The sequence below is a fragment of the Simplicispira psychrophila DSM 11588 genome, from assembly GCF_000688255.1.
GTDB lineage: Bacteria > Pseudomonadota > Gammaproteobacteria > Burkholderiales > Burkholderiaceae_C > Simplicispira > Simplicispira psychrophila.
In genome coordinates, this window is the sequence record NZ_JHYS01000019.1 from 35,905 (window position 1) to 49,752 (window position 13,848).

Here is a 13,848-nt window from a genome sequence, read left to right on the forward strand (position 1 = left end):
TAAAGCAAAACCTCAAATTATAGGCGGCTGCTCCCCTTCCAGCTGGCTGCAGCCGGCGCCGCTCAGGCCACCGTGCTTTTGTAGTGGTGCACATGGCCTTTGTGGTCGGTTGCCCACTGCGGTAGCAGCGAGCCCGCCACCATGCCCAGCAGAGCAGCCAGCACGCCGGCCAGTTGCTGCGGAAACGCCTGCGACAGCACCGGCAGGGCGGCAAACAGCAGCCATACGCCCAGGCCCAGCAGCACAGCGGACAAGGCGCCCTGGGTAGTGGCCCGCTCCCAATACAGACCAAACACCAGCGGCACAAACGCCCCCACCAACGGCACCTGGTAGGCGCCCGAGACCATTTCGTAAATCGACGTACCTTGCATGGTGATGGCATACACCAGCACGATGGCCGTAAACACCACCACCGAAATGCGCATGGCCTTGAGCGTCGCCGCGTCGCTCATGCCGGGGCGCAGGTTGCGCAGCATGTTTTCGACAAACGTGGTCGATGGCGCCAGCAGCGTGGCCGAGGCGGTGGACATGATGGCCGACAACAGCGCGCCAAAAAAGGCAATCTGCAAGGCCAGCGGCATCCGCTCCATCACCAGCGTCGGCAGCACTTTTTGCGGGTCGTCGCTGAGCAGCTGTTGCGCCGTCTCTGGCATGACGATGACCGCCGCAGTGACAACAAACATCGGCACAAAAGCAAACAGCAGGTACAACAGACCGCCGATGACCGGGCCAATCCGTGCGGTGCGCGCGCTGTCGGACGACATCACGCGCTGGAACACGTCCTGCTGTGGAATCGAGCCCAGCATCATGGTGATGGCGGCAGCGAAGAAAAACGTCCACTCCTTCACGCCCCCATTGACGGGGAAAAAGCGAAACTTGCCCTCGCGCGCGGCAAAATCGATCACCTTGCCAGCGCCACCCGCCAGGTCAGCGGCAAACCAGGCGATCAAGGCCAGTCCGACCACAATCACGATCATCTGCACGAAATCGGTCATGGCCACCGACCACATACCGCCGTACAAGGTGTAAACCAGCACCACCACGGTGCCGAGCACCATGCCGACAGTGACCGGCAGTGCGCCTTGCGTGATCAGGTTGAATACCAGACCCAGGGCGGTGATTTGCGCCGCCACCCAGCCCAGGTAACTGAAAATAATGATGCCCGAGCACACCACTTCGACCGTGCGACCAAAGCGCTGGCGGTAGTAATCACCCAAGGTGATGAGGTTCTTCTGGTACAGGCGGTAGGCAAAAAACAACCCGACCAGCACCAGGCACATCGAGGCACCAAACGGGTCTTCGACCACCTCGCTCAAGCCGCCCCCGATAAACCGTGCCGACACCCCCAGCACCAGCTCCGAGCCAAACCAGGTGGCAAAGGTGGTGGCAATCACCACCGCCAGCGGCAGACTGCGCCCGGCCACCGCATAGTCGGCCGTGTTGTGCACGCGCGTGGACGCGTACAAGCCGATGACCACTGAGGCCAGGAGATACAGGACGATAAAAGCAACCAACATCCTCGCCTCCGGCTAGAAAATCTGCACCCGTACCACCCACTGCATCACCAACAAGCCCAGTACAAAACCGACACCGCCATACACCAAACTTTGCAACAATTGATTGGTACGTTTTTGCTCTTTTAGCAATTCGCGCAGCTCGCGCTGCTGTTGCTGCACTGGCTGGCGACTCAGGTAGCCGTGCAGCAGGCGCGGCAACTCGGGCAGTAATTTAGCGTAGTGCGGCGCCTCGGCCTTGAACTCGCGCAGCAGGCGCCGTGGCCCCATTTGATCGAGCATCCAGGTCTCTAAAAACGGCTTGGCGGTGCTCCACAAATCCAGCTCCGGGTCGAGCTGGCGACCGAGACCTTCGATATTGAGCAGGGTTTTTTGCAGCAACACCAGCTGCGGCTGGATCTCGACCTGAAAGCGCCGCGAGGTCTGAAACAAGCGCATCAGCACCATACCGAGCGAGATTTCTTTCAAAGGCCGGTCAAAGTATGGCTCGCACACCGTGCGAATCGCCGACTCCAGATCGTTCACCCGCGTCTCGGGTGGTACCCAGCCGCTTTCAATGTGCAGCTCGGCCACACGCTTGTAATCGCGCCGGAAGAACGCCACGAAGTTCTGCGCCAGATATTCCTTGTCCGACTCGGTGAGCGTGCCGACGATGCCAAAGTCCAGCGAGATATAGCGGCCAAACGTCGCCGGCGCCAGACTGACCTGGATATTGCCAGGGTGCATGTCCGCATGAAAAAAGCCGTCGCGAAACACCTGCGTGAAAAAAATCGTCACGCCATCGCGTGCCAGCTTGGGGATGTCCACGCCGGCCGCGCGCAAGCGCTCCACCTGGCTGATGGGCACGCCGTTCATGCGCTCCATCACCATCACCTCGGGGTGGCAAAAATCCCAGTGAATGATCGGAATCTCCACCAGATCGAGGCCTTCCATATTGCGCCGCAGCTGCGCCGCGTTGGCGGCCTCGCGCACCAGGTCCAGCTCGTCGTGCAGGTAGGTATCGAACTCGGCCACCACCTCGCGCGGTTTCAGGCGCTTGCCGTCGGCCGACAAACTATCCACCCAGCCGGCCATCATGCGCATCAGGCTCAGGTCTTTGTCGATCACCGGCAACATCCCTGGGCGCAGCACCTTCACCGCCACCTCATGCAACTGGCCATGGCGATCCCGCAGGGTGGCAAAGTGGACTTGGGCAATCGAGGCGCTGGCCACCGGCACCTGCTCGAACGAGACAAAAATCTCCTCCACCCGACGACCAAAGGCGCGCTCAATGGTGGCCACGGCAATGGCCGAGTCAAACGGCGGCACACGGTCTTGCAGCAGCGCCAGCTCGTCGGCAATGTCGGGCGGCATCAGGTCGCGCCGGGTCGAAAGCACCTGGCCAAATTTGACAAAAATGGGGCCCAGCCGCTCCAGTGCCTCGCGCAAGCGCTGGCCGCGCGGCGCCTCCAGATTGCGCCCCACCGACACCACCCGGGCCAGCGCGTGCAACCAAGGGCGCTGAAAACTGTTCAATACCAAGCCATCCAGGCCGTAGCGCAGCACCACCCAGACAATGGTGGCACCCCGAAAAAATCGTTTCATGGCGCTTTCCGCTCGTGCTCGGTAATCGGACCGACGACGGGGTATTCGTTCCGCATAGCGGTAGAAGCGTGGGCTGCAGGCGCGACGCGCGCGCCGACAAACTGGCGCAGTGCCTGGGCTGCGCGCTGCGCCACGGCTGTCAGGGTGTGCGCCGGCACATCGCCCACCAGCCGCGCCAAATCTTCTTCGGCCTCCCAGCGCACGTTATCGGCCAGCCACTGCAGGTCGGCGGCCAACTGCACATCGCCTTCAATGCGCACCGTGGGCTTATCGCCGCGCAGCGCGGTCTGGGCCAAATCCAGGGGCGAAGTCTGCGTGGCCTGCAAACGCAGATCCGGCACGGCAAATTCAGGTGCCAAATCAAACAAGCCCGCCGGCGTCACCAGCAGCGCCATAGAGAAGCCACGCCACTGGATGCGCGCCACGCGGCCTTGCTGGCGGCGCAAGCGCTCGGTGGCAGCGCTCTCCTGCATCAGCACATGGTTCAAAAACAGCACCACGCGGCGCTGCGTCTCGTGTACCAGCCAAGGCGGCGGCTGCAACTTGCTCAAAAGCCACTGCGGCGGTGGTGGAACGGCGGCCAGGCGCTCAAAAGCGCGGCCAAGAAAAGAAAAAGGGGACTGTGTTGCCATAGTCCTCGATTATTCCCCGAACTGCGCGCGCAGCGCTGTTGGCCTGTCTTATTGCAGGGCTTGCACCCCAGCCACGAGCCAGCCGCTGGTGCCGGTCTTGGCTTTGGTCATGTTCCACACTTCGCGGAACGGGCTCGGGCCAGACGAGGGCTCTTCGCGGATCATGCCGGAGAACTCGACGCTGGCCATGTAGGCCTCGCCCAAGTCCTCAATGCCCAGCAACTGGGCTTCAATCATCAGCACCTCGGTATGGTTGGGCTGGTCGCCACGGTGCGACTCGCGCTCGGCCAACTGGGCGCGGATTTCAGTCAACATGCCATCGGTCATCATCGAACGCAACATCGTTACATCCGAGCGATCCCAGGCCGACTGCAGCGTGGCAAAGTTGCGTTTAGCGGCTTCAATGAAGCCGACGGTGTCAAAGCCTTCTGGAATGCCCCAGTTTTGCGAGCCCGCCAACGCCGAGCCAATCATCGAGCCACCGGTGGCCGACTTGCTGCCATCAAAGGCCGTACTGCTGCGCTCCCATGGACGGGCCGAAGCATCGTTGCCGACCTTGTCCGGGCTGTAATCGCGTGGCAGCGGCGCCGTCTCAGGCGAAGCTGAGCCAGCACCCGCGCCCTGGAAAGCAAACGGTGCCGCCGAGCCTTGCGCCCCTTGCGCCCCTTGCGCATTACCAGCCCCACTGCGCGAACGCATCACCATCTTGAAGAGGGCAAACGCTGCCATGGCCAACAGCGCAAACATCAAAATCTGTCCAAAACCCTCGCCCATGCCGAGCGAATGCGCCAGCCACGCCAAACCCAAACCAGCGGCCAACCCCCCCAGCATGGCACCCCAAGGTTTCTTCGGTGCTGCCGCCGCCGGGGCCCCCGGCGCGGCCTTGTTGGCCGCCGAATTGGCGTTTTGCGTCGGCGCGCCGGGGTTGTGGGCCGGCGCGGCATTGCGCTGCGTCACATTGCCGGACTGCTGCCCGAACGACTTGCCACCACCCATGCGCCGTGCGTCCGCGTCCGGGTGCACCACCATCAGGAATGCCACCAGCAATGCAGGCAACCATTTCTTCATATCAATTCTCCAGCGGTTCAAAAATCAACATTGCAATATTCAGCACTTGATTCCCACATGCAAAGCGACCACGCCGCCGGTCATGTTGTGATAGTCCACATGGCCAAAGCCGACTTGCTGCATCAAGGCCTTGAGTTCTTCCTGCCCCGGATGCATCCGGATCGATTCGGCCAGATAACGGTAGCTCTCGGCATCCCCCGCAATCAGCTTGCCCACCTGGGGAAGCACATTGAAGGAATACCAGTCATAAATCTTGCTCAGCGGCTTGGCCACTTTCGAGAACTCCAGCACCAGCAATTTGCCACCGGGCTTGAGCACTCGGCACATCTCGGCCAGCGCCGCATCCTTGTGCGTCATGTTGCGCAGGCCAAAGGCCACGCTGACGACATCAAAATGCGCATCCGGGAACGGCAGTTTTTCGGCGTCGCACACCAATGTCGGCAGCACCACACCAGCGTCGATCAGCCGATTGCGCCCGGTGCGCAGCATGGCCTCGTTGATATCGGTATGCACCACCCGGCCGGTGCGCCCGACCTTTTTGGCAAACGCCAGCGCCAAGTCGCCCGTGCCGCCGGCAATGTCGAGCACCTGGCTGCCTTCGTGCAGGTTGGCGACCATCACCGTGTAGGCCTTCCAGGCACGGTGCAAGCCGCCGGACATCAGGTCGTTCATCACGTCATATTTGGACGCGACCGAATCAAACACCCCGCGCACGCGGCGTGCCTTGTCTTTTTCATCTACGGACTCAAAACCAAAATGCGTGGTACTCATGGTATCGATGCTAGCGTGTGTGGTGACAACCCCGTGTATCCATGGGGCTATCCGCCAATTATTTGAATGAAATCAGGCTCTAAGCCTTATGGTTAAATCGCTACATGCTATTAAAAGCAGAGTAAATGCACGGTGAAAAAATGACTCCTATCCAGCCCCGTCAATGACTGGAGCATCCTTTGCCCGCTTTGGGCGGCATCGGCGTATCGCGGTCAGCACCCGCTGCGGACAGGCGCTGCAAATAATCGTCCCACAGTTCTTGCTGACGCTGGCCCAGCTCATACAGATAACTCCACGAGAAAATCCCGCTCTCGTGGCCATCCGAAAACTGCGGCTGAATGGCGTAATTGCCAATCGACGCCAACTCCGTGATCGTCACCTCGCGCTGACCCGTCTGCAGCACCTCCTGCCCCGGTCCATGCCCAGCGACCTCGGCCGACGGCGAATACACGCGCATCAACTCAAACGGAATGCGGAACTGCGCGCCATCCGAAAACACCACCTCCAGCACCCGCGACTTGGCGTGCAACGTGATGGATTGCGGCGTCGGCGCGCCCGCTGTCAAACCTGCCATGGGATTCACCTGTGAGAGAAAGGTTGTCGGAAGGGGTGGCCATTGTCCCATCACCACCCGCCTGCCCGCAGTCGCCCGCGCAAAGACGTTGCCACGCCCAGTGGCTACAGCGCATCCAGCGGACTGAGCACGCCGCGCCCGCCCTTGTTGAGCACGTGCGTGTAAATCATGGTGGTGCTGACATCGGCATGGCCCAGCAGCTCTTGCACGGTGCGGATGTCGTAGCCCGCTTGCAGCAGATGCGTGGCGAACGAATGGCGCAGTACGTGCGGGCTAACTGGCTTGTCGATCTGCGCCAGCTTGGCGGCCTCGCGCACCGCGCGTTGAACCGACTCGGGATACACGTGGTGGCGCCGCTCCAACTGCTGCCCGGTCACGGCGTCGGGGCGCGGATCGACCGAACGCACCGGCGACGGAAACACGTATTGCCACGCCCAGCTGCGGTCGGCGTTGGCGTACTTCACCGCCAGCGCGTGCGGTAAATGCACACGGCCAAAGCCAGCCTCCAGATCCTTTTCATGCAACGCACGCGCCTTTTGTAATTGCGCTTGCAACGGCAGTATCAAATTTTCGGGCAGCACCGTCACCCGGTCTTTGTTGCCCTTGCCCTCACGAATCACCACCTCGCGCCGCGCAAACTCCACATCCTTGACGCGCAGGCGCAGGGCTTCAAGCAAACGCATACCCGTGCCATAGAGCAACTGCGCCACCAGCCCGGTCGTGCCCTGCATGTGCATCAGCAAGGCGCGCACCTCACTGGCCGTCAACACCACCGGCAAGCGCTTGGGCGTTTTGGCTTGCACCACCTCATCGAGCCACGCCAGCTCGATTTGCAGCACCTGTTTGTACAAATACAAAATCGCGGCTTTGGCTTGGTTTTGGGTTGAAGCAGAGACATGGCGCTCCACTGCCAAATACGTTAGAAATGCTTCCACTTCAGCACCACCCATTTCCTGTGGATGGCGTTTTCTATGAAACAAAATAAAGCGCCGCGCCCAATCGACATAAGCCGTTTCAGTACGAATGCTGTAGTGGCGCGTGCGTAGATGATTACGCATTCGATCCAATAATTTGGGTGCTGGGGCCGGCACTGGCACGGCAGATGCAGTGGGTGCAGTGCGATCGTAAGACGGTGTCATCCGCAAAATTTTAGGTTTGCCTAAATGGCTTCATCTCGGTACTATCCCTATGTACCGATTGATACATCTTGTTTTGGTAGACCAGTCCGCTTAGGATGGCTGTCGTATAAATCTAGTTAGCCTTATTTGAAATAACCGTGTTTATGGTTAATCCTGCGCTTTTGCTTCCAGCTCACAACCACCTTTGCGCTCGCGGTTCCCGTGGGGCATTCAGTTTCGGTATCAAATCGGGCTCCGGCACAAGCGGGGCGTGTGCAAGCAGCTTTTATTTTCATAGCGCCGTAAAGTCTGTGCCTATTAATTGGCTCGGTTCTAACTCGGCGTTGCAGTGGACGGCTACGCCGCTCACTGAACTTGGCCGTTAGGTGCCATGAAATCGGTCGCCCTCATTGCTTGCTTATTCTTGCTGCCTTCAGTCTGCCTGTCCCAAACGCTCTGCCGCGCCCCGGAAGTTGATTATTTTTCTTGTAAGACTACAACGAACGAAAAAATTGTCTCCGTGTGTGGAAACATTGCGAGTGAAGGCATTGGGCAAGGCGGTTGGTTACAGTTCCGGTTCGGGAAAATGGGAGCAACTGAGCTTACATACCCGACAGACAGGCACGACTCATTTAAGAAATTTGAAGGCAACTATTTCAACAAGTACGGCGTTGTCGATCTCCGCTTCATAAGCGGAAAAACACTCTACAGTGTCTCGCTAAATGGAAAATACAGCGGCGCTGACGCTCGAAGGAGAAACAGCCCGTCAGGGGGCTTAACAATGCAGCGCGGCATGGCTAAGCTTGTCAGCATGAGCTGTCAAAAGATCAACACTCAAAAGTATTTCCAAATTTATAGTGACCTCAATGTTTCGCTCCGTGCTTACAACGGCGAAACAGATTTTCTCGGCCATTTCTATAAATATGTGTCCAAGTAACCAAATTGCGCCTAACTTGGCGTTGCAGCGGACGGCTTCGCCGCTCGCTGAACTTGTTCGTTAGCCCTGCTCTGAAAACCGCTCTATTTCGGCCCATGGTTTATTCACCAGCATTTACCTTCTCAAGCGGTTATCCGCTGGGTGTTTTGCTGCGTGCAGGGCTTCGCCTTTCTATGCTTCGCCAGTTTCAAGCGTTTTTGGCCTCTAGCGCTTATGCAGCCTGCGCTAGTAGCTATTTTTTTATCTGCGTTGCGCCGCTTCCGTGGCGCAGTGCCTTTTCAAAGTCGGCGTCCGTCGTAAAGCTTGGGTGCCCTGTAGTGGCGTCTCGGGCTAACCGGGCGTTCAAGGCGGACGGCTGCGCCGCCGCTTAACTTCATTCGTTAGCCCTGCCCACTAATCGCTTTATTCAAGCCCATGCCTTATTCACCAGCACTCGGCTTCTCAAGCGTTTACTCGTTGGGTTTTGGGTTTCTCGCTGGGCTTAGCCTTGGGGCGCTGCGCCATTTTCAAGCATTTTTGGCCTCTAGCTCTTATGCAGCAAGCGCTAGCAGCTATCATTTTTCAAGCAGTGCGCCGCTTCCGTGGCGCGGTGCTTTTTCGCCGTTAGCGCACGTCGTCAAGTTTAGGTTTCCCTGGCTGGCTTCTGTGTCTAACTCTGCGCTCAAGCGGACCCGCCTTCGGCGGGCCGCTTACCTTGTCTGTTAGGCGGCAAGGCGTCACAGCGTCGCCGTTCACGCTGTTTTTTTGGAGGTTAAAAATGTCGATGCAGGTAATGCCGATAGTAAAAAATGGGGCTTGCCCTAGCGGATACTCGGCGCAAGGGAATATGTGTGTCCCAACATCAAGCGCAAAAGTCGCGATCCCAAAAAATGGAGCGTGTCCGAGCGGCTGGAGTGCACAGGGCAACTACTGCGTAGCAACTACCGCCAATCCAAAAATTGTCATTCCAAAAAGCGGCGCGTGCCCCAGCGGTTACAGCGCTCAGGGAAATTACTGCGTCTCTACTAAATAGGTCTCAGCCTAACAACGCGACCAAGTTGACGGCCCTGGCGGGTCGCCGCTTAATTCAAGCGTTAGTAAGAAAAAAGGAAATTTTATGGCTCATGAAGTTACGTTGGATATCTCTACCAAGTTCGTTCTACACAAAGATGTTCAGATTGAGGTTAAGAAAGACGGGAAGAAACTAGGAACAGCATTAGTAAGTAAGGGCAACATGGAGTGGCTTCCATCAGGAAATTCTGTGAACAAAAAACGACTTTCTTGGGAAAAATTTGCCGCGCTAATGGAAGAGCACGGCAAAGACGTAAAAGTTGTCTAACCATTAATTCAAGCCGACCCGCTAAAGCGGTCGGCTTAATTCAAACGTTAGTCTCCCGCAGTAATCTGCACCATGGTTTATCTGCCCGCATTTCCACCATCTCGCGCTTTTGCTGTTCCTGGCGCGTGTTTTGGTGTGCGTGGGTTTTTAGCCTTTTTGGGCTCTAGCGCTTATTTAGTAAGCGCTGCTAGCTATCTTTTTTGTGGCATTGCGCCGCTTCCATGGCGCGGTGTTTTTTCGGGGTTAGCGCCCGTCGTTAAGCTAGGGCTTCCCGTTTTGGCGTCTGGGTCTAACTCTGCGGTCAAGCCGACCCGCCTACGGCGGGCGGCTTACCTTGGCTGTTAGGTGTCATGAAGAAACTAAACAAGCTCCTGTTCGTCGCGGAACGAGATATCGATCTTCTGCTGCTTGAGGAAATAAATGTAAACAGCGACTTTTCGTCGTGGCTATTTCGACTGACAATGCCTCAATGTTTGGATATGCCCGCTTGTACTGGCGCATGGCATTCAGTCATACACCCTCAGTTAGGTGAATCTGATATCGTGGTGAAGTACGCAAACGGGCACGCGATCCTCATCGAAAATAAGGTCGATGCTCCGGCTCAACCCGATCAAGCAGCCCGGTACGGCAAAAGAGGCGCGGAAGGTTGTGATAAGGGGCTTTGGCAAAGTTTTGTAACTTGCATTGTTGCACCTAGTAGTTACGTGACTACAAATGCTGAAGCACAGAACTACGACGTGCGCATAAGTTACGAGCAGCTTCAAGATTGGTTCAGTAACGAAAAAACCCAACGCGCAGAATATCGAGCATACATTCTTTCTGAAGCCATCGAGCAAAATCGAAGAGGGTATTCTCCAGTGGCCAATGAGGATGTGACGCAGTTCTGGTTGTCATATTGGGACATCGCCAATCGGGAATTTCCAGCTTTGGAGATGCAACGGCCCGGTATAAAACCAGCAAACTCGGATTGGCCAGATTTTCGACCTAATCAGCTTGGGAAAAATATAAACATTGTCCATAAAATGGCTCAAGGCTATGTGGATCTTCAAATTCGAGGTGCTTCTGAGAAGATTGAGCAAATCCGAACAATGATGAATGGTCGTAACTTGGATGTTGTGACGGCAGGACGATCTACGGCAATTCGCGTTGTAGTTGCACCTGTTAATCGTTTCGGCTCGTTTGATGGGCAAAGACAGGAAATAATGCATGCTTTGGATGCCGCTGCGATGCTTTTACAGATCGCCAAAGATATGAGAGATGGCATCTAAATAATCATTTCGAATGACGTTTGGTCCGTCATCCTTTTCTGCTGAAATAAAAATCAAACATCGTTTCAAACACTCTTAAATTTTCATATTGGACACCATGAAATCAGCCGCTCCCACCGGTGCAGACTTCGATGAACTACTCGGTTACTTGCCGGTGCTATATAGAGAAGGGTTCAAGCCGGTCGTCCTTTGTGGCGATGGCAAGAAAACAGACAAGGGCGTAGTGGTCATGTCTTGGCCTAAATACGAAGAGGCTGTTATTCAATTTTTCAGCGCTGCTGCGCGAGAGTGCTGGTCCGACTCTAATTACACATCAAAGAACATAGGCGCGATGATCTGCGATCCTGAGAAAGTGGCATGTGCAACGCTGCAGGAAATCAAATCTATGCTTACTTGGTGTGTTCGTGGAGAGCGTTTCTGCGATGGTCACTGGGGCGAGATCATCGAAGGTGGGCAAGTCCGTAATATCCTGCAGAGGCTAAAAGAACTAAGGCCCCTGTAACGCACAGTAGAAGTAAATCATCGAGGCGGGTCTTACAATCACGCTTGCAGCCTAACTCGGCAGTCAAGCGGACTGGCCTACGGCCAGCCGCTTACTTTGTCCGTTAGCCTGCTGTAAAAGCCGCTTTATCCTGGCCCATGGTTTATTCACCCGCATTCATCTTCTCAAGCGGTTATCCGCTGGGTATTTGGCTGCGTGCCGGGCTTCGCCTTTGTGTGGGTCGCCAGTTTCAAGTCTTTTTGGCCTCTAGCGCTTGTGCAGCAAGCGCTGGTAGCTATCTTTTTACAAGCATTGCGCCGCTTCCGTGGCGCAGTGTTTTTTCGCAGTTAGCGCACTTCGTCAAGTTTGGGTTTCCCTTGCTTGCGTCTGTGTCTAACTGGTCGTTGCAGCGGACGGCTACGCCGCGCGCTGAACTCGGTCGTTAGGCATTCGAGCATCGTCTATCGTAGTATCAATAAGCTCATAACTTAAAAAGAGAATAAATTATGCTTCCGCAAAAAATTTCAGAACTGAATTCCCTGCGAGATGAATGTAAATCTATGGTTACCACTCGTGCCAGTTTATCCGCAGGAGCAGCGATTATTCCTATTCCAGGAGCTGACATTGGAGCCGATGTCGCTTTGCTTCTTGAAATGATTCCGATGATTAACCGAAAGTTTGGTCTAACTCCTGAGCAAATGGATTTGATTGATCCGCAAATAAAAAAACTGATACTTGTCGCTGTAACAAGTATTGGAAGTGAGCTGATCGGAAAGATCATAACAAAGCAACTTATTATGCAAGTGTTAAAGCGTATCGGAATTCGCGTTGCTGCAAAGTCTGTTGCCAAATATATACCTATATTAGGCTCGGCTGTTGCAGCGTCAATTAGCTTTGGTGCCATGAAAATGGTTGGAAACTCTCACGTTGATGACTGCTATGAAGTTGTTAAGAAAGTAATCTTAGCCGAAGCAAATGCCAAAGACGCGGCAGAGTCATCGCCCGCCTAACAACTCGTTGCAGTGGATCGGCTTCGCCGCCCACTGAACTTTATACGTTAGCCTGCTCGTAAATCGCTTTATTCAAGCCCATGTTTTATTCACCGGCATTTACCTTCTCAAGCGTTTATTCGTTAGGTTTTTTGCCGTGTGCCGGGCTTCGCCTTTGGGTGCTGCGCCAGTTTCAAGCCTTTTTGGCCTCTAGCCCTTTTGCAGCAAGCGCCAATAGCTATCATTTTGCAAGCAGTGCGTCGCCTCCGTGGCGCAGTGCTTTTTCGCGGTTTGCGCCCGTCGTCAATTTGGGGCTTCCCGTTTTGGCTTCTGGGTCTAACTGTGCAGTCAAGCCGACCCGCCTTCGGCGGGCGGCTTACTTTCGTTCGTTAGCCGCTTAAAAATCCGCTTTATTCAGGCCCATGTTTTATTCACCGGCATTTACCTTCTCAAGCGTTTATTCGTTGGGTTTTTGGTTTCTCGCCGGGCTTCGCCTTTGGGTGCTGCGCTGGTTTTCAGCTTTTTTTGCCAGCAGTGCGTCGCCTCCGTGGCGCACTGCTTTTTCGCAGTGCGCGCGCGTCGTCAATTTGGGGCTTCCAGTTTTGGCTTCTGTGGCTAACCGGTCAGTCAAGCCGACCCGCCTTCGGCGGGCGGCTTACTTTCGTTCGTTAGCCCTGCCCAATAATCGCTTTATTTAAGCCCATGGTTTATTCACCCGCATTTACCTTTTCAAGCGTTTATCCGCTGGGGTTTTTACCGTGTGCCGGGCTTCGCCTTTGGGTGCTGCGCCAGTTTCCAGCCTTTTGGGTCTCTAGCGCTTGCGCAGTAAGCGCTAGTAGCTATCATTTTTCCAGCATTGCGCCGCTTCCGTGGCGCGGTGCTTTTTCGCGGTTAGCGCACGTCGTCAAGTTTGGGTTTCCAGTTTTGGCCTCTGGGTCTAACTGTGCGCTCAAGTCGGACGGCTTCGCCGCCGCTTAGCTTGGTTCGTTAGCCTGCCCGCAATAATCCGCATCATGGTTTTTTTGTCGCTGCTTCCACCGCCGGGCATTTGTGCTGGTTTGGAGTCAAATCCGGCGCTAGCCCTTATTTTGCGTGCGCTTGCAGCTTCTGTTTTCGTAGCGCTGGGCGTCTGCGCAGCATTCTCGGTTTGGCCGCTGTGGCTAACCGGTCAGTCAAGCCGATTCGCCTTCGGCGGGCGGCTTACTTTCGTTCGTTAGCCTGCCCGCAATAATCTACGCCATGCTTGGTTTGTCGCTGCTTCCACCGTCGGGCGTTTGGGCGTTTTTGGTGGGGCTTTGCCTTTTGGCGCTGCGCCAGTTTTCAGCTTTTTTGTCAGCATTGCGCCGCCTCGGTTACGCTGTGCTTTTTCGCGGTTTGCGCCCATCGCCAGCCTGGGGTTTCCCTTTTTGGCGTCTGGGTCTAACCGGTCAGTCAAGCTGACCCGCCTTCGGCGGGCAGCTTACTTTCGTTCGTTAGCCGCTCTTAAAAGCCACATTATTTAGGCCATGCAATATCCAGCGGCATTTGGTTTCTCAGGCGTTTATTCGTTGGGTTTTTTGCCGTGTGCCGGGCTTCGCCTTTGGGTTCTGCGCCG

General features: G+C 56.0%; 20 protein-coding genes. 13 read left to right on the forward strand and 7 right to left on the reverse strand.

From position 1 onward, the window contains the following. Nucleotides 1–62: 62 nt before the first annotated feature. From Q390_RS0115330 to Q390_RS0115360, 7 genes are all read right to left on the reverse strand, one after another. Nucleotides 63–1,517: a high affinity choline transporter 1 gene (locus Q390_RS0115330; protein WP_027996857.1), complete on the reverse strand. Its 1,455-nt coding sequence runs from the start codon at nucleotides 1,515–1,517 to the stop codon at nucleotides 63–65. Between the two features lie 12 nt (nucleotides 1,518–1,529). Continuing rightward, a complete protein-coding gene (gene ubiB, locus Q390_RS0115335; protein ID WP_027996858.1) occupies nucleotides 1,530–3,098 on the reverse strand; it encodes a ubiquinone biosynthesis regulatory protein kinase UbiB in 1,569 nt (522 codons plus the stop codon). Beyond that, nucleotides 3,095–3,730, reverse strand: a complete 636-nt coding sequence (locus tag Q390_RS18705) for a hypothetical protein (RefSeq protein ID WP_051603284.1) — start codon at nucleotides 3,728–3,730, stop codon at nucleotides 3,095–3,097. The genes ubiB and Q390_RS18705 overlap by 4 nt, the downstream gene beginning before the upstream one ends. Before the next feature lie 48 nt (nucleotides 3,731–3,778). After that, a complete protein-coding gene (locus Q390_RS0115345; protein WP_027996859.1) occupies nucleotides 3,779–4,798 on the reverse strand; it encodes a Tim44 domain-containing protein in 1,020 nt (339 codons plus the stop codon). Between the two features lie 39 nt (nucleotides 4,799–4,837). Next, nucleotides 4,838–5,569: a bifunctional demethylmenaquinone methyltransferase/2-methoxy-6-polyprenyl-1,4-benzoquinol methylase UbiE gene (gene ubiE / locus Q390_RS0115350; protein WP_027996860.1), complete on the reverse strand. Its 732-nt coding sequence runs from the start codon at nucleotides 5,567–5,569 to the stop codon at nucleotides 4,838–4,840. A 160-nt stretch (nucleotides 5,570–5,729) separates the two neighbouring features. Beyond that, the gene (locus Q390_RS0115355) at nucleotides 5,730–6,143 is read right to left on the reverse strand and encodes a gamma-butyrobetaine hydroxylase family protein (protein WP_027996861.1); all 414 of its coding nucleotides are present in this window, start codon (nucleotides 6,141–6,143) and stop codon (nucleotides 5,730–5,732) included. 104 nt (nucleotides 6,144–6,247) lie between these two features. Further along, entirely contained in the window at nucleotides 6,248–7,201 is a 954-nt protein-coding gene (locus Q390_RS0115360; protein WP_211250482.1) for an integron integrase, read from the reverse strand. 451 nt (nucleotides 7,202–7,652) lie between these two features. On the opposite strand from Q390_RS0115360, the gene Q390_RS0115365 reads away from it, so the two are divergent. The 13 genes from Q390_RS0115365 (at nucleotide 7,653) to Q390_RS20010 (ending at nucleotide 13,756) form a co-directional block, all read left to right on the forward strand. Beyond that, nucleotides 7,653–8,198: a hypothetical protein gene (locus tag Q390_RS0115365; RefSeq protein ID WP_027996863.1), complete on the forward strand. Its 546-nt coding sequence runs from the start codon at nucleotides 7,653–7,655 to the stop codon at nucleotides 8,196–8,198. A 173-nt stretch (nucleotides 8,199–8,371) separates the two neighbouring features. Further along, entirely contained in the window at nucleotides 8,372–8,569 is a 198-nt protein-coding gene (locus tag Q390_RS20570; protein WP_084153951.1) for a DUF1010 domain-containing protein, read from the forward strand. 43 nt (nucleotides 8,570–8,612) lie between these two features. Continuing rightward, a complete protein-coding gene (locus Q390_RS19645) occupies nucleotides 8,613–8,903 on the forward strand; it encodes a DUF1010 domain-containing protein (RefSeq protein ID WP_156949929.1) in 291 nt (96 codons plus the stop codon). A gap of 391 nt (nucleotides 8,904–9,294) precedes the next feature. Beyond that, nucleotides 9,295–9,516, forward strand: a complete 222-nt coding sequence (locus tag Q390_RS0115375; protein WP_027996864.1) for a hypothetical protein — start codon at nucleotides 9,295–9,297, stop codon at nucleotides 9,514–9,516. Nucleotides 9,517–9,588: 72 nt separating this feature from the next. Then, the gene (locus tag Q390_RS19650; protein ID WP_156949930.1) at nucleotides 9,589–9,861 is read left to right on the forward strand and encodes a DUF1010 domain-containing protein; all 273 of its coding nucleotides are present in this window, start codon (nucleotides 9,589–9,591) and stop codon (nucleotides 9,859–9,861) included. Between the two features lie 5 nt (nucleotides 9,862–9,866). Continuing rightward, nucleotides 9,867–10,784, forward strand: coding sequence for a PD-(D/E)XK nuclease family protein (locus Q390_RS0115380; RefSeq protein WP_027996865.1), 918 nt, complete (start codon nucleotides 9,867–9,869; stop codon nucleotides 10,782–10,784). Between the two features lie 97 nt (nucleotides 10,785–10,881). Continuing rightward, entirely contained in the window at nucleotides 10,882–11,286 is a 405-nt protein-coding gene (locus tag Q390_RS0115385) for a DUF6508 domain-containing protein (protein WP_027996866.1), read from the forward strand. Between the two features lie 137 nt (nucleotides 11,287–11,423). Further along, nucleotides 11,424–11,711, forward strand: coding sequence for a DUF1010 domain-containing protein (locus Q390_RS19655; RefSeq protein WP_156949931.1), 288 nt, complete (start codon nucleotides 11,424–11,426; stop codon nucleotides 11,709–11,711). 60 nt (nucleotides 11,712–11,771) lie between these two features. Then, complete coding sequence (locus Q390_RS0115395) at nucleotides 11,772–12,275, forward strand: hypothetical protein (RefSeq protein WP_027996867.1); 504 nt, start codon at nucleotides 11,772–11,774, stop codon at nucleotides 12,273–12,275. A gap of 80 nt (nucleotides 12,276–12,355) precedes the next feature. Next, nucleotides 12,356–12,655, forward strand: a complete 300-nt coding sequence (locus Q390_RS19660; protein WP_084153953.1) for a DUF1010 domain-containing protein — start codon at nucleotides 12,356–12,358, stop codon at nucleotides 12,653–12,655. Nucleotides 12,656–12,676: 21 nt separating this feature from the next. Next, a complete protein-coding gene (locus Q390_RS20005) occupies nucleotides 12,677–12,952 on the forward strand; it encodes a DUF1010 domain-containing protein (RefSeq protein ID WP_156949932.1) in 276 nt (91 codons plus the stop codon). Between the two features lie 4 nt (nucleotides 12,953–12,956). Then, nucleotides 12,957–13,232, forward strand: a complete 276-nt coding sequence (locus Q390_RS19665; RefSeq protein ID WP_084153954.1) for a DUF1010 domain-containing protein — start codon at nucleotides 12,957–12,959, stop codon at nucleotides 13,230–13,232. Between the two features lie 317 nt (nucleotides 13,233–13,549). Beyond that, entirely contained in the window at nucleotides 13,550–13,756 is a 207-nt protein-coding gene (locus Q390_RS20010) for a DUF1010 domain-containing protein (protein WP_245606941.1), read from the forward strand. The last annotated feature ends 92 nt before the right edge of the window (nucleotides 13,757–13,848 follow it).

What these genes read in the sequence shown, in the direction of transcription:
- Q390_RS0115330 (WP_027996857.1), bottom strand. Translation starts at nt 1,517, where the DNA reads ATGTTGGTTGCTTTTATCGTCCTGTATCTCCTGGCCTCAGTGGTCATC.
- ubiB (WP_027996858.1), bottom strand. Translation starts at nt 3,098, where the DNA reads ATGAAACGATTTTTTCGGGGTGCCACCATTGTCTGGGTGGTGCTGCGC.
- Q390_RS18705 (WP_051603284.1), bottom strand. Translation starts at nt 3,730, where the DNA reads ATGGCAACACAGTCCCCTTTTTCTTTTCTTGGCCGCGCTTTTGAGCGC.
- Q390_RS0115345 (WP_027996859.1), bottom strand. Translation starts at nt 4,798, where the DNA reads ATGAAGAAATGGTTGCCTGCATTGCTGGTGGCATTCCTGATGGTGGTG.
- ubiE (WP_027996860.1), bottom strand. Translation starts at nt 5,569, where the DNA reads ATGAGTACCACGCATTTTGGTTTTGAGTCCGTAGATGAAAAAGACAAG.
- Q390_RS0115355 (WP_027996861.1), bottom strand. Translation starts at nt 6,143, where the DNA reads ATGGCAGGTTTGACAGCGGGCGCGCCGACGCCGCAATCCATCACGTTG.
- Q390_RS0115360 (WP_211250482.1), bottom strand. Translation starts at nt 7,201, where the DNA reads ATGCGTAATCATCTACGCACGCGCCACTACAGCATTCGTACTGAAACG.
- Q390_RS0115365 (WP_027996863.1), top strand. Translation starts at nt 7,653, where the DNA reads ATGAAATCGGTCGCCCTCATTGCTTGCTTATTCTTGCTGCCTTCAGTC.
- Q390_RS20570 (WP_084153951.1), top strand. Translation starts at nt 8,372, where the DNA reads ATGCTTCGCCAGTTTCAAGCGTTTTTGGCCTCTAGCGCTTATGCAGCC.
- Q390_RS19645 (WP_156949929.1), top strand. Translation starts at nt 8,613, where the DNA reads ATGCCTTATTCACCAGCACTCGGCTTCTCAAGCGTTTACTCGTTGGGT.
- Q390_RS0115375 (WP_027996864.1), top strand. Translation starts at nt 9,295, where the DNA reads ATGGCTCATGAAGTTACGTTGGATATCTCTACCAAGTTCGTTCTACAC.
- Q390_RS19650 (WP_156949930.1), top strand. Translation starts at nt 9,589, where the DNA reads ATGGTTTATCTGCCCGCATTTCCACCATCTCGCGCTTTTGCTGTTCCT.
- Q390_RS0115380 (WP_027996865.1), top strand. Translation starts at nt 9,867, where the DNA reads ATGAAGAAACTAAACAAGCTCCTGTTCGTCGCGGAACGAGATATCGAT.
- Q390_RS0115385 (WP_027996866.1), top strand. Translation starts at nt 10,882, where the DNA reads ATGAAATCAGCCGCTCCCACCGGTGCAGACTTCGATGAACTACTCGGT.
- Q390_RS19655 (WP_156949931.1), top strand. Translation starts at nt 11,424, where the DNA reads ATGGTTTATTCACCCGCATTCATCTTCTCAAGCGGTTATCCGCTGGGT.
- Q390_RS0115395 (WP_027996867.1), top strand. Translation starts at nt 11,772, where the DNA reads ATGCTTCCGCAAAAAATTTCAGAACTGAATTCCCTGCGAGATGAATGT.
- Q390_RS19660 (WP_084153953.1), top strand. Translation starts at nt 12,356, where the DNA reads ATGTTTTATTCACCGGCATTTACCTTCTCAAGCGTTTATTCGTTAGGT.
- Q390_RS20005 (WP_156949932.1), top strand. Translation starts at nt 12,677, where the DNA reads ATGTTTTATTCACCGGCATTTACCTTCTCAAGCGTTTATTCGTTGGGT.
- Q390_RS19665 (WP_084153954.1), top strand. Translation starts at nt 12,957, where the DNA reads ATGGTTTATTCACCCGCATTTACCTTTTCAAGCGTTTATCCGCTGGGG.